Here is a 12849-nt window from a genome sequence, read left to right on the forward strand (position 1 = left end):
AAGTCAAAGTCGCCTCGCGGTTTCCAGAAGTGCCAACGTATGGCGAATTTTGTGTGAAATCTACGTCAAATTACTGATTATCCTCATCCAACACTGGATCATGCTCACCGGATTGTGGGAAATACCCCAGCGCAGCCTCACCAAAGGTGTTCAAGCCATTCAGGAACAGGCTTCCCATCTTGCCGCCTGCATCGCTGAGCGACGCAGCTTGATAAAATGCCTCAAGCAACTGGCAAAACTCTTCGCTTCTTCAACCGCTTGCCGACAAAACAAACGGAGGAAAAAACCTAATAATTGGATGAGATTACAGCAAGTTAGGGAATGGAGGGCTTAAAGTTGATGCGTATAGGGAATAGCGGGAAGACCCCCCTCCCTAACCCTCCCCCCGCAAGGGGTGGAGGGGACAAAATCTTCTTTCTTGCTCCCTTCACCCCTTGCGGGGGAAGGGTCGGGGATGGGGGGTAATCTTTAGTGAATGAACTGACCGCCGTTAGCGGAGATGTTCGCACCGGTGATGAAGCCCGCTTTATCGGATGCCAAGAAAGAAACGATTGCCGCCATTTCTTCTGGTGTACCCAAACGGCCTACTGGGATTTGCGCGATGATTTTGTTACGCACGTCTTCTGCGATTGCCATGACCATTTCAGTCGCGATGTAACCCGGTGACAAGGTGTTGATGGTCACGCCCTTGCGTGCCACTTCTTGTGCCAGTGCCATGGTGAAACCGTGTACACCGGCTTTTGCTGCGCTGTAGTTGGTTTGACCAAACTGACCTTTCTGACCGTTGATGGAAGAAATGTTGATGACGCGCCCAAAGCCACGTTCAGCCATTTCGTTCACGAACTGGTGCGTGACATTGAATACGCTATCCAAGTTGGTTTTCATGACCGCAGCCCAATGCGCCGGGGTAATTTTCTTGAAGGTGGCGTCACGGGTAATGCCCGCACAGTTAACGATAATGTCAACCTGACCGAAATCCGCAAGCACGGATTCTTTCAGTTTCGCGCAATCGTCATAGCTGCTGACATCGCAAGGGTAGATGGCAACGTCATAATCTTGTTTAGCTTGCCATGCTTTGGCTTGCTCTTCCGGCTCGAAATAGGTGGTGACAACTTTGTAACCGTCAGCAGCGAACTGCTTGCAAATCGCGTTACCAATACCGCCAGTACCGCCTGTTACCAGTGCAACTTTACTCATAAATCTATACTCCTCAATGTAATGTATTCTGTCTCTTACTCCCTGCCCCCTTTACGGGGGAAGGGCTGGGGAAGGGGGTCTTTAAACCGCTTCAACTGCCATTGCCACACCCTGACCACCACCGATACACAGTGTTGCCAGACCTTTTTTCGCGCCAGTGCGCTTCATGCCGTGCAGCAATGTCACCAGCACGCGAGCGCCGGAAGCACCAATCGGATGACCCAGCGCAATCGCGCCGCCGCTGATGTTAACCTTGCTCAGATCAAAGCCGAGGCTTTCGTTAACCGACATCGCTTGGGCTGCGAAGGCTTCGTTGGCTTCAATCAGGTCGAGATCCGCCACGCTCCAGCCTGCTTTTTCCAAGCACTTGGTAGTAGCAGGGATTGGGCCAGTGCCCATGATTGCCGGATCAACGCCCGCGCTGGAGAAGCTCACAATGCGTGCCATAGGGGTTAAGCCCAGTTCAGCCGCTTTGGATGCTGTCATCACTATCACAGCCGCTGCACCGTCGTTAATACCGGAAGCATTACCCGCTGTGACTGAGCCGTCTTTCTTGAATGCAGGGCGCAATTTGCCAAGGGAAGCCGCTGTTGTGCCAGCGCGGGGGAATTCATCCTTGGCAAACACCAGAGGGTCGCCTTTGCGCTGTGGAATCACCACGGGGATGATTTCATTGTCAAACACGCCTGCGTTTTGTGCCGCTTCGGTTTTTTGCTGTGAACTGGCGGCGAATTCGTCTTGCGCTTCACGGCTGAAACCGTATTGCGCAGCGATGTTTTCCGCTGTGATCCCCATGTGGCAATCGTTAAAAGCGCACCACAAACCGTCTTTGATCATGGTGTCGACCATTTTCCAGTCGCCCATTTTCTGACCGTTGCGTGAATTAGGCAGGACGTGCGCAGAAGCACTCATGGTTTCCTGACCGCCCGCGATTACGATGTCAGCGTCGCCACAAGCAACCGCTTGATACGCCAGATGCACTGCTTTCAGACCGCTGCCGCAAACCTTGTTAATGGTCATGGCGGGAACTTCAACAGGCAAGCCAGCAGACAGCACGGTTTGACGTGCCGGATTTTGACCCACACCAGCGGTCAATACCTGACCCAGAATGACTTCGTTGATTTGCTCAGGTTTCAGGCCAGAACGTTCCAGCAAGCCTTTAATGACGGTTGCACCGAGTTCAGAAGCAGGAATGGCGGATAGTGAGCCACCAAAAGTACCAAGTGCAGTTCTGCCAGCGGCTACGATCACAATATCTTCGCGCATGAAACGTTCTCCTAGGGTATAAAATGTCACAAATTCTGTGGTATATCTGTAGGGTGTCAACAATAAGCCGACAGGTGTGGCTTTGGCAAGTCGTAAAAGTACCACACTGTCAACATTGTTGCGACGCACAAAATAGCATGGTAAGCTCTTGGAAGGCAATATTTTTATACGCGGAGGATGGGTACTGTAATGGCAGATTGGTCGGAAGAAATGATGAAAAACTGGTCTGATGCGCAGCAGCGTTATTGGAATGCGTGGTCGGATCTTTCCAAAATGGGTCAGCCACAAGCTGTGCCGAATTTTGGCGCTGGCTTTGGTTCGGGTTTCGGTGCTGCACCTGCTTGGACACAAGGGCTGGAGCAATGGTGGAAAGCCGTTAGCCCGCACACTGTTCCCGGCGCGTCTACCGATGCCTTCCAGCGTATGGTTGAAATGGGCAAGGTTTACATGAACCTTGCCGAAAATGCTTACAAGGTGCAGCAAACCGGCAGCAATGGCACCGATGCCATGAATGCGTGGATGGATGCCATGGAAACGGGTTTCCGCCAATGCTGTGGTCAGCTCGAAATGGGGAAGTTCACTGCCCATGGTTTTGGGGTAGGGCAAGCGGCTTTGGATAGCTGGCAACGGGTATTGGGCAGCATGGGGATGCAAGCTTTCCAACAAATGGGGGCAGGCGGTTTCCACATGCCGACGTCTGAGAACTGGAGTGAACAGCTCAATAAGGTGCTGGGGACGCCAGCCGTGGGTTATAACCGTGAATCGCAAGAACGTTTGCAAGCCTTGGCAAAATTGGGTGCAAACTACCAAGAAGCGATGGATGACTACTTAAAAGCGTTTGCCAAGCAGGGTATTGAGTCCGTGCAAGCGTTGCGTGAGCGTGTCAATACTTTGCGCAGTGAAGGCAAGAAAATCAATTCCTTGCGTGAACTTTACGATTTGTGGGTGGATGTCAACGAACAGGTTTACGCCAAGTTTGCCATGACAGATGAATACCAAGTGGTTTACGGCGATTTAGTGAATGCGCTGATGGCACTTAAACAAGGCATCAATGCGGAGTTGGACAGTGTGTATGAGTCGGCAAACTTGCCAACCCGTAAAGACTTGAATGCGGCGTTTGAAAAGCAGCAAGAAATGCGCCGCGAAAACCGCACCTTACGCAAGCAGTTACAAGAACTGTCCCGCAAAGTGGATGCGTTAGCTGCCGTACAGAACACCGCTCCGCCCGCCGCGCCTGCCGCACCGAAACCCAAGGCAGCCGCGAAACCCAAAACCCCTAGCGCCAGCACCAAGAACGCCTAACCTGCACTGGATATTCAAGGAGAACGAACATGCCGTTTCAAATGCGTCCAGACGAAATTCTGAACGAAGTAAAAACCTTCAATGAAAAACTCGCGCAGGGTATGACCAATCTGATGGAAGTCGGCGAGATTTCTTCAGGCGTTACCCCGTTTGAAGTCGTTTACACCGAAGACAAGCTCAAATTGCTGCATTACACCGGCACGACTGAGCCGACCAATAAAGTACCGATGCTGATTGTGTACGCGCTGGTAAACCGCCCTTACATGACCGATATTCAGGAAAACCGTTCCACCATCAAAGGTTTGCTGGATGCGGGTCAGGATGTGTATTTAATCGACTGGGGCTACCCGGATGCGTCTGACCGTTACCTGACCATCGACGATTACCTCAACGGTTATCTCGATAATTGTGTGGATGAAATCCGTGCGCGGCATAACGTTGATGCCGTTAACCTGTTAGGGATTTGCCAAGGCGGTGCATTTAGCCTGTGTTACAGCGCCATGCATCCTGAAAAGGTCAAAAATCTGGTCACAATGGTGACGCCAGTCGATTACCAAACGCCGGATAATATGCTGAGCCACTGGGTGCAAAACATCGACATTGACCAACTGGTCGATACCATCGGCAATATCCCCGGCGAAATGCTTAACTGGACATTCCTCAACCTCAAGCCTTACCAGCTAATGGGGCAGAAATACCTCGGCATGGTGGATGTGATGGGTGATAGCCAAACCCTGAAAAACTTCATGCGCATGGAAAAGTGGATTTTCGACAGCCCTGACCAGGCGGGCGAAACTTTCCGCCAATTCATCAAGGATTTCTTCCAGCAAAACAAATTGCTGAAAGGTGAAGTGCAGATCGGCAATTACACGATTGACCTGAAAAACGTAACAGCCCCCGTGCTGAATATCTTTGCTGAACAGGATCATCTGGTTCCGCCTGATGCATCACGCGCGTTGAAGGGTGCTACGGGCAGCAGCGATTACACCGAACTGTCTTTCAAAGGCGGTCATATCGGTATTTACGTCAGTGGCAAAGCGCAAAAAACCATTCCACCCGCGATTGGCGAGTGGTTGACAGCGCGTAGTTAAACGCAAGTTGTAGCGGCAGCGGGTAGGCTTAGGCTTGCCCCGCAGCCAATTCCTGCACGATCAGGTCGATAATGTGCCGCACCGGAATGATGTTTTCGGGGTTGTGCAACAATAAATCACGATTAATTTCCAGCGTGAACGGGTGTTTGCCCTTGAATTGTTCACAAGTGAAACGCCCCAGCGAGTTAATCCCTGAATACGGGTTGTTGCAGCGGATTACGTCACAAAAGTTGAAACCGACATCCAATTCGTGGAAATGGTCTTCAATAATGCTGGACATCAGCTCTAAGATCTTTTTACTCGCATAGCAATTATGGTGTGGCTTGCCGTGCAGGTCGCCACCGTTGCCAAACATGAACAGCGGGCGCAAATTGCCCCGGTCTTTGGAAACACTCGTGCCAATCCCCGGCATGGTGTGGCAGAACAGCACTTGTTTAATCTGTGGATTCGCCAGCAATTCCACCATTTTCCGTTGGTGTGGCATGACATAGCGTTCAATGACCGCTTGCCGCACGGTTTCCGGCATTCCACGTTCGGATTGGTAAATCTTCACGCCTTGGCTGGTATGCGTTTTGACCACACCATCCGCACTGAAATCGTCGTGGCGGCGGTTGGGGTCGGCATGGGCACGCCATAGCCGGAAGCGCAGTACGTGCGGGTTGCTGGGTAAATCAAGGTAGAGTGCGTCGGAAAATTCATCGGCATCTTCGCGGCGGTCGCCGGGCGTGAACTTGGGGTGCAAGTAAGGTTTGACCTCATCCGGGGTCAAGTGACCGCCATGCGGTAATTCCAGTAAAACAGGGCTTTCCCCCTCGATGTATTGGAAGGGTTGGTCAATTTCCATGTGTGCTGCGTCAATTATAAGTGAATCCCCGGCAGCAGCCCGCGCTGTGCCAACGTGTCACGCAGGCTGACATGGGCATCCACGTCATTTTCGGTCACTTGTGCCAAATAAACCCGCGTCTTCTGATCATAACGAGGGTCGTAATACAAACCAACCGGCATGAGGACTTTTTTCTCGATTTCGGGGAGGAATGCGTCCAAAAAGGCCAGCGGATTGCCGGGGTAGCAAAAATAGCCGGTTTCCAGATTGGGGCGCTGGAAATGCGTGAGGAAATGTTCGCGGATAAAGTGGAACGGGGTCGACCCGTTGAGGCGGAAATTGGGGTCGATGAAATACAGTTTGTCGTCGGCGGCTTTGATCACGTCCAGCCCGCACACCCCAAACCAGCCCAGGTTTGCGGCATTGCGGGCAATTTCAACCGCGATGGCTTCGAGTTCGGGGGAGGGATGCCAGCAAAGGTCAATGAAATTGCCTTCGTAGCGGGCGCTGGCGGAAATCCGCTGTTCCGAGCCGCCAATGAAACGGATCGTGCCGTCACGGTCAACGTGCAGATTGAGGTTGTAATTGGCTAAGTAACCGCCGATGAAATGTTCAACCTTGACCCGATGCCCGCCGAAACGTTCTTGCGCGGCTTGCACATCCGCTTCAGTCTGGCAAATCGCCACGCCATCGCCACCGCCGGATGGGGCTGCCAGCTTGATGACGAAGGGCAATTCCCAATGTTCCCGCCAAGTTTTGCCTGCAAAGGTAGCGGCATCATAGACCTCATAGGGGATGCAATGCGAGGAAATGTCTGCCATGCGCCCCTTGTCGTTGAGTTGCACGATCAGTTCCGGGTTTTCCAGATAGTAATGGTCGCTGGCAATCTGGTCGGCGGGGTAGGGGTGTGGCACGACCAGTTTTGATTGCGGGTGGTTGCCGAGGTATTCCAGATAGCTATGCCCGCCTGCGTAACGCACCACCTCGCCCATTTGCTTGCCGAAATGTTCCTGGAAAAAGCCGTGCCACCAAGGGGTCAAATCTTGGCTGAAATCCACCACGCCCTCTTTCACCAGGGTGGTGGCTTCGCCGCCAATGAGCAGGAAACGCGCTGTCTGGCAGGTCAGGTATTGCACCGAACGGCGGTAGTAGTAATGGCATTCGCCCGGCAAGTCATACGCGGCGTAGTAGGGGTAGCGCGGCATGTGGATGCCGTTACTGCCGGTGGCGTAAGCCTCGCTGACGGTGCAGCCTGTATAGCGTTCGAGCATGGTGGTTTACTCCGGGGGCGGCGGTAAACCTATTAATCTAGCAGGTGATTGTTGCTGGCGTATGACAATATTGTGTGGTTTGATGGGAAAATGATGTCATACCTTCTGCTTTTCTTATCGGCACTGTTGGCGGCTACGCTGATTCCCGCGCAATCGGAAGCCTTGCTGGTGAGTTTGATGCTTCAGGGGGAGGCAGTGCTGTGGCTGTTACTGGTGGTGGCGACGTTGGGCAATACGCTGGGATCGGTGATTAACTGGTGGTTGGGGCGTTATCTGGAACATTTTCAGAGTAAACGCTGGTTTCCGGTGAAAGCGGCAAGCTTGGCACGGGCGCAACAGTGGTTTCAGCGTTATGGGTGGGGGGTGTTGTTGTTGAGTTGGTTGCCGGTCATCGGTGATCCGCTGACGGTGGTGGCGGGGGTGATGCGAATGCGCTTGCTGCCGTTTGTGCTGGTGGTGGCAGTGGCGAAAGGAGGGCGGTACGGGGTGTTGGCATGGGCGTTTCTCTTATTCAGATAGCTCGATTGTAACATAGCTAGGTTTTACCACTTATGCTAAGTTACCCCGTTTTTACGATCGTCTACGTAGGAGCGCGGTAACGTGAAATTCAGCGAATATAACTGGAACGCCATGCCGGATAAAGCCGGGCATTTTGGCGTATACGGCGGGCGTTTCGTCGCAGAAACGCTAATGGAACCCATCTACGAACTCGAACAAGCCTACGAAAAGCTTAAAAACGACCCAGCCTTTCAAGCCGAATTCGACCGCGACCTTAAATACTATGTTGGTCGTCCCAGCCCATTGTATCTGGCAGAACGTTGGACACGCGAACTTGGCGGTGCAAAAATTTACCTCAAGCGCGAAGACCTGAACCACACCGGCGCACACAAGATCAACAACACCATCGGTCAAGCCTTGCTCGCCAAATTCATGGGCAAGACGCGCATTATCGCTGAAACTGGCGCGGGTCAGCACGGCGTAGCCTCTGCCACCATCGCCGCCCGCTTAGGTTTGGAATGCATCGTCTACATGGGTGCGGAAGACGTGCAACGCCAAGCCCCCAACGTGTTTCGCATGAAATTGCTGGGCGCAACCGTTGTCCCAGTCACCTCCGGCTCAAAAACCCTCAAAGACGCGCTCAACGAAGCGATGCGCGACTGGGTAACAAACGTCGATGACACCTTTTATATTATCGGCACAGTCGCAGGCCCCCACCCCTATCCCGCAATGGTGCGCGATTTCCAATCCGTGATCGGGCGCGAAGCGCGTGAGCAAATTCTGGAGCAGGAAGGGCGTTTGCCAGATGCGTTGGTGGCTTGTGTCGGCGGTGGTTCTAACGCTATTGGCTTGTTCCACCCCTTCCTCGCGGATGAATCCGTCGCCATTTACGGCGTAGAAGCAGGTGGCGATGGCCTTGCAACCGGCAAACACGCTGCCCCCTTGTGTGCAGGCAAACCGGGTGTATTGCACGGCAACCGCACTTATTTAATGGAAGACACCAACGGGCAAATCATCGAAACCCATTCGATTTCCGCCGGATTGGACTACCCCGGTGTCGGCCCCGAACACGCTTGGTTGAAGGACATCGGTCGTGCCAACTACGTATCAGTGACGGATGCGGAAGCCATGCAAGGTTTCCACGCCTTAACCCGCATAGAAGGCATTATCCCCGCGTTGGAAAGCAGCCACGCGCTGGCTTACGCGATGAAACTTGCGCCTACCATGTCTAAAGACCAAAGCATTATCGTCAACCTTTCCGGGCGTGGCGACAAAGACATCAACACCATTGCACGGCTGGAGGGCATTACGCTATGAGTCGCATCGCCGCTTGTTTCGCTGCCCTCAAAGCGCAGGGCAAAACCGCATTGATTCCTTACGTGACGGCGGGCGACCCGCATCCGTCGATCACCGTGCCGCTGATGCATCGCATGGTGGCAGCCGGTGCAAACATTATCGAACTTGGCGTGCCGTTTTCCGACCCGATGGCGGACGGCCCGACGATCCAGCAAGCGCACGAACGTGCTTTGCTGCACAACACCAGCTTGCACGACATCCTCGGCATGGTGGCAGAATTCCGCCAAACCGATACCACCACCCCAGTGGTGCTAATGGGCTATTTGAACCCGATTGAAATCATGGGTTACGCCGAATTTGCCAAAGCAGCACAAGCAGCAGGTGTGGACGGTGCACTGACAGTAGACTTGCCGCCAGAAGAGGGTATGGGTGTATTGCCTTTGTTCCGTGAACATGGCATTGATCCGATTTTCCTGTTGTCGCCGACCACGCCAGAACGCCGCATAGCGACTGTGGCGCAAGCAGGCGGCGGCTTCATTTACTACGTCTCGCTGAAAGGCGTGACGGGTGCAAGCACGCTGGATGTTGGGCAAGTTGCCGACCATATCGCCAAAATCCGTCAACACACTGACCTGCCATTGGGCGTAGGTTTCGGCATTAAAGATGCGGCAACCGCCGCCGCCGTCGCGAAAACAGCCGATGCCGTGGTAGTCGGTAGTGCCGTGATCAAACAGATCGAAGCGACACCTGACGACCATACTGCTATCATGAATAACATCAGTGACTTGCTGGCTTCCATGCGTACCGCGCTGGATGCTTGAACTTAGGGGTAAACAAAATACATGAGCTGGTTTGAAAAACTGCGTCTGCCATCACGCATCCGTACCGATGTTACTAACACCGAAAAGAAGTCCATTCCAGAAGGGCTGTGGCATCAATGCCCCGCCTGCCAAGCGGTGTTGTACCGGGCGGAATTGGAGCGCAATCTGGATGTTTGTCCTAAGTGCAACCATCACATGCGCCTGTCCGGGCGGCGGCGCTTGGAGGTGTTTCTCGACCCGCAAGGGCGTGAAGAAATTGGTGCGAATGTTGCTCCGACCGATATGTTGAAATTCCGCGATACCAAAAAATACAAGGATCGCTTGATTGCAGCCCAGAAAGAGACGGGTGAGAAAGACGCGCTGATCGTGATGAAAGGCACGGTGTTGGGTGTGCCGTTGGTGGCAGCAGCGTTCGATTTTCGTTTCATGGGCGGTTCGATGGGTTCGGTGGTTGGCGAGCGCTTTGTACGTGGTGCAGAAGCGGCGATGGCGAACAAGATTCCTTATATTTGCTTTGCGGCGAGTGGCGGGGCGCGGATGCAGGAAGCGCTGTTTTCCTTGATGCAAATGTCCAAAACCAGTGCGGTGTTGACGCGCTTGAGTGATAAAGGTGTGCCGTTTATTTCGGTGCTGACTGACCCCACGATGGGAGGTGTGTCGGCGAGTTTTGCGATGTTGGGCGATATTCACATTGGTGAGCCGAAAGCCTTGATCGGCTTTGCGGGGCCGCGTGTGATTGAACAAACGGTGCGTGAAAAACTGCCGGAAGGTTTCCAGCGCAGTGAGTTCCTGCAAGAAAAAGGTGCGATTGACATGATCGTGCATCGCCGGGATATGCGCGAAACGGTTGCTGATTTGGTATCCATTATGCAGCATAAACCTTGCCCGATTAACACCACGGTATTGGATGCTGCTTGAAGACGCTCGATGATTGGTTGCGTTGGCAAGAAACGCAATTCCTGACCGAAATCAAGCTGGGGTTGGAGCGGATTCGTTGCGTTGCCGGGCGTATGGGCTTGCTGCAATTACCCGTGCCACTGCTGACGGTGGGGGGGACGAATGGCAAAGGTTCCACTTGTGCGATGTTGACGCGGATTTTGCTGCTGCAAGGCTATAATGTTGGCACGTACACTTCCCCGCATTTATTGCGCTACAACGAACGCATTGCGTTGAATGGCGTGCCCGTGAGGAATGCGGATATTTGTGCAGCTTTCGCTGCCATTGATAAGGCGCGTGATGACATTGATCTGACCTACTTTGAATTCGGCACACTGGCGGCGGTGTGGTGTTTTTTGCAAGCTAAGGTTGACGTGATTGTGTTGGAAGTCGGGCTGGGCGGGCGTTTGGATGCGTGCAATCTGTGGGATGCCGATGTCGCGGTTATCACCAGCATTGGCATTGATCACGTGGAATGGCTGGGCAGTACCCGCGAAGCCATCGGTTACGAAAAATCCGGCATTATGCGGGCTGGTAAGCCGGTGGTTTGCGGCGACTCGCAGCCACCCGCCAGCATTGCGAGTGAAGCAGCGCGTATCGGGGCGAATTTGTTGCAATTCGGGCAGGATTTCAGCGCAGAGCATGTGCCACAGCCTGCACTGGTGGGGGATGTCCAGCGCCAAAATGCGGCGGTTGTCGTCACCGCCTTACAACAATTAGCGGATAAATTACCCGTTACCCCCGCTGCAATCGCTGAAGGTTTAGCCAGCGTGAGTCTCATGGGGCGGATGCAGCGTATTCTAGCCGAGCCAGTAGTCATTCTTGATGTGGCGCATAATCCCCATGCGGCCAATGAATTAGCGGCATGGTTGAAAAAAAATCCAGTAAACGGCAAAACATTTGCAATTTTTTCTATACTTGCAGATAAGGATATTGCCGGAGTGCTGAAAATCATGGCGGCGCAGGTGGATGAATGGCATGTGGTGGCATTACCGAGCCATCGGGCTATCAGCAATGATGCGTTAGTTGGGCTTATGCGTGCCAACCGTGTGGAGCAGCCTATTGTTACTCACGCTGATTTTCAGATTGCTTGGGATGCTGTACGTTTAAGTACAGAAAAACAAGACAGAGTAGTGGCCTTCGGCTCTTTTCTGGTAGTATCCGGTATGCTAGAAGTAGCCGTTTCCCCGACGGGGCTGGTGAAGCATTAATGGCTAACAATGCCAATCAATAGTTTTTGAGTGTCACAATGTAAAGGAGCAGTGGATTAAATGGATAACAAGGCTACAACCAAACGTATGATTGGCGCAGTCGTGCTGGTACTCGTTGCCGCATTGCTATTGGCATGGTTGCTGAAAGGCAAAAACCGTGACGGTCAGCAAGATCTTGCCATGAATCAATCGGCAGAAACGAAGCCTATTTTAGGGTTTCCTGGAGTGGGTGGTGATGAGCAAAAACCTACAATTGTTGGTGATGACCCCAATGCTGCTGCCCAGCAACAAGGTGCAGGTATTGATGTTACGCAACAACAAGGTACTGGCACGGCTCAACAAGCTGGTGGCACTACGTTGATTCCAGGGGTTGATGTCAAGTTGCCCGAAACTGCGCCGAATACCACGGGTTTTGAGGTGCGCCCAGGGACTGGTGGTGAGGTGCGTGATGTTGTTGATACGGACGGTAAAGTAAAAGACGGCACTGGCAGCATGGGTACTGGTGATGCGAAAGCCGCGACTACTCAGGCTCCGGCAGCTCCTGCCCAGCAAGCAGCAACTACTCCAGCACCTGCGACTGAAACCAAAGCCAGTTCTGCAACGGCTTCTGCTTCTCAGAAAGATAAGCCTGCTGCCAGTGCTGCTGCACCTGAAGTAAAAAAGCCAACGTCTAACGTTGTTCTGGTTAATGAAAAGCCAGTGCCTCGTGCGACTTCTGAAGCAAGTGCTGCTGCTAAGAAAGCTGCCGAAGAAAAAGCGGCTGCTATTAAGAAGGCTGCTGAGGAAAAAGCAGCGGCTATTAAGAAAGCTGCCGAGGAAAAAGCAGCGGCTGATAAGTCTTTAGCGTTGGCGAATGCGGGTGCTGCGACAACAGCGGGGAGTGGTGCTTTCTCTATTCAGGTCTTAGCCAGCTCAGATAAAGCGAAAGCGGATGCAACAGCGTCTCCTCTCAAAGCGGACGGTTACAAGGTATCCGTTTCTACTGCAAATGTGGGGGGTAAGGCTATTTACCGTGTGAATGTAACGGGTTTTGCTGATCGTGCCGCTGCTGAAGCTGCTCAAGCTAAGATGAAGTCTCGTTACAAGCAAAATTCAGCCATTCAAGGCAGTTTTGTGACTAGCAGCAAGTAATCAATC

At 53.0% G+C, this 12849-nt stretch carries 13 protein-coding genes; 8 read left to right on the top strand and 5 right to left on the bottom strand.

Translation table 11 applies throughout. The features are described 5' to 3' along the window. Nucleotides 1–70 precede the first annotated feature (70 nt). The 3 genes from BLV87_RS19360 to BLV87_RS10290 all read right to left on the bottom strand — a co-directional run bounded on the left by BLV87_RS19360 (nt 71) and on the right by BLV87_RS10290 (nt 2463). Entirely contained in the window at nt 71–229 is a 159-nt protein-coding gene (locus BLV87_RS19360; protein WP_175517813.1) for a hypothetical protein, read from the bottom strand. Nucleotides 230–468: 239 nt separating this feature from the next. Then, nucleotides 469–1197 (bottom strand): acetoacetyl-CoA reductase, encoded by a 729-nt coding sequence (gene phbB, locus BLV87_RS10285; protein ID WP_093068364.1) that lies wholly within the window; start codon nt 1195–1197, stop codon nt 469–471. Between the two features lie 81 nt (nt 1198–1278). Beyond that, nucleotides 1279–2463, bottom strand: coding sequence for an acetyl-CoA C-acetyltransferase (locus BLV87_RS10290; protein ID WP_093068367.1), 1185 nt, complete (start codon nt 2461–2463; stop codon nt 1279–1281). A 189-nt stretch (nt 2464–2652) separates the two neighbouring features. Between BLV87_RS10290 and phaE the strand changes: the two genes are divergently transcribed. Continuing rightward, entirely contained in the window at nt 2653–3765 is a 1113-nt protein-coding gene (gene phaE, locus BLV87_RS10295; protein ID WP_175517908.1) for a class III poly(R)-hydroxyalkanoic acid synthase subunit PhaE, read from the top strand. 29 nt (nt 3766–3794) lie between these two features. Continuing rightward, nucleotides 3795–4856 carry a class III poly(R)-hydroxyalkanoic acid synthase subunit PhaC gene (locus BLV87_RS10300; protein ID WP_093068373.1) on the top strand — a complete coding sequence of 354 codons (1062 nt, stop codon included), beginning with the start codon at nt 3795–3797 and terminating at the stop codon, nt 4854–4856. Between the two features lie 28 nt (nt 4857–4884). Here BLV87_RS10300 and BLV87_RS10305 read toward each other — a convergent pair whose 3' ends face one another. Continuing rightward, nucleotides 4885–5700: an N-formylglutamate amidohydrolase gene (locus tag BLV87_RS10305; RefSeq protein WP_093068375.1), complete on the bottom strand. Its 816-nt coding sequence runs from the start codon at nt 5698–5700 to the stop codon at nt 4885–4887. Between the two features lie 14 nt (nt 5701–5714). Next, nucleotides 5715–6950 (bottom strand): ATP-grasp domain-containing protein, encoded by a 1236-nt coding sequence (locus tag BLV87_RS10310; protein ID WP_093068378.1) that lies wholly within the window; start codon nt 6948–6950, stop codon nt 5715–5717. Nucleotides 6951–7043: 93 nt separating this feature from the next. On the opposite strand from BLV87_RS10310, the gene BLV87_RS10315 reads away from it, so the two are divergent. The 6 genes from BLV87_RS10315 (at nt 7044) to BLV87_RS10340 (ending at nt 12843) form a co-directional block, all read left to right on the top strand. Beyond that, the gene (locus tag BLV87_RS10315) at nt 7044–7469 is read left to right on the top strand and encodes a YqaA family protein (protein ID WP_093068681.1); all 426 of its coding nucleotides are present in this window, start codon (nt 7044–7046) and stop codon (nt 7467–7469) included. A gap of 111 nt (nt 7470–7580) precedes the next feature. Beyond that, on the top strand, nt 7581–8765 hold the full coding sequence (trpB, locus tag BLV87_RS10320; RefSeq protein WP_175517910.1) for a tryptophan synthase subunit beta: 1185 nt from the start codon (nt 7581–7583) through the stop codon (nt 8763–8765). Next, nucleotides 8762–9565: a tryptophan synthase subunit alpha gene (gene trpA, locus BLV87_RS10325; protein ID WP_093068385.1), complete on the top strand. Its 804-nt coding sequence runs from the start codon at nt 8762–8764 to the stop codon at nt 9563–9565. Before trpB ends, trpA begins: the two co-directional genes overlap by 4 nt. A 21-nt stretch (nt 9566–9586) precedes the next feature. Continuing rightward, nucleotides 9587–10483, top strand: coding sequence for an acetyl-CoA carboxylase, carboxyltransferase subunit beta (accD, locus tag BLV87_RS10330; RefSeq protein ID WP_093068388.1), 897 nt, complete (start codon nt 9587–9589; stop codon nt 10481–10483). Then, entirely contained in the window at nt 10480–11712 is a 1233-nt protein-coding gene (gene folC / locus BLV87_RS10335; RefSeq protein ID WP_093068390.1) for a bifunctional tetrahydrofolate synthase/dihydrofolate synthase, read from the top strand. The genes accD and folC overlap by 4 nt, the downstream gene beginning before the upstream one ends. 60 nt (nt 11713–11772) lie before the next feature. Then, nucleotides 11773–12843, top strand: a complete 1071-nt coding sequence (locus BLV87_RS10340; protein WP_093068393.1) for an SPOR domain-containing protein — start codon at nt 11773–11775, stop codon at nt 12841–12843. The last annotated feature ends 6 nt before the right edge of the window (nt 12844–12849 follow it).

The organism is Thiothrix caldifontis, from assembly GCF_900107695.1.
Classification (GTDB): domain Bacteria; phylum Pseudomonadota; class Gammaproteobacteria; order Thiotrichales; family Thiotrichaceae; genus Thiothrix; species Thiothrix caldifontis.

Excerpts from the sequence above, each read along its gene's own strand:
- phbB (WP_093068364.1), bottom strand. The coding sequence starts at position 1,197 with ATGAGTAAAGTTGCACTGGTAACAGGCGGTACTGGCGGTATTGGTAAC.
- BLV87_RS10290 (WP_093068367.1), bottom strand. The coding sequence starts at position 2,463 with ATGCGCGAAGATATTGTGATCGTAGCCGCTGGCAGAACTGCACTTGGT.
- phaE (WP_175517908.1), top strand. The coding sequence starts at position 2,653 with ATGGCAGATTGGTCGGAAGAAATGATGAAAAACTGGTCTGATGCGCAG.
- BLV87_RS10300 (WP_093068373.1), top strand. The coding sequence starts at position 3,795 with ATGCCGTTTCAAATGCGTCCAGACGAAATTCTGAACGAAGTAAAAACC.
- BLV87_RS10305 (WP_093068375.1), bottom strand. The coding sequence starts at position 5,700 with ATGGAAATTGACCAACCCTTCCAATACATCGAGGGGGAAAGCCCTGTT.
- BLV87_RS10310 (WP_093068378.1), bottom strand. The coding sequence starts at position 6,950 with ATGCTCGAACGCTATACAGGCTGCACCGTCAGCGAGGCTTACGCCACC.
- BLV87_RS10315 (WP_093068681.1), top strand. The coding sequence starts at position 7,044 with ATGTCATACCTTCTGCTTTTCTTATCGGCACTGTTGGCGGCTACGCTG.
- trpB (WP_175517910.1), top strand. The coding sequence starts at position 7,581 with ATGCCGGATAAAGCCGGGCATTTTGGCGTATACGGCGGGCGTTTCGTC.
- trpA (WP_093068385.1), top strand. The coding sequence starts at position 8,762 with ATGAGTCGCATCGCCGCTTGTTTCGCTGCCCTCAAAGCGCAGGGCAAA.
- accD (WP_093068388.1), top strand. The coding sequence starts at position 9,587 with ATGAGCTGGTTTGAAAAACTGCGTCTGCCATCACGCATCCGTACCGAT.
- BLV87_RS10340 (WP_093068393.1), top strand. The coding sequence starts at position 11,773 with ATGGATAACAAGGCTACAACCAAACGTATGATTGGCGCAGTCGTGCTG.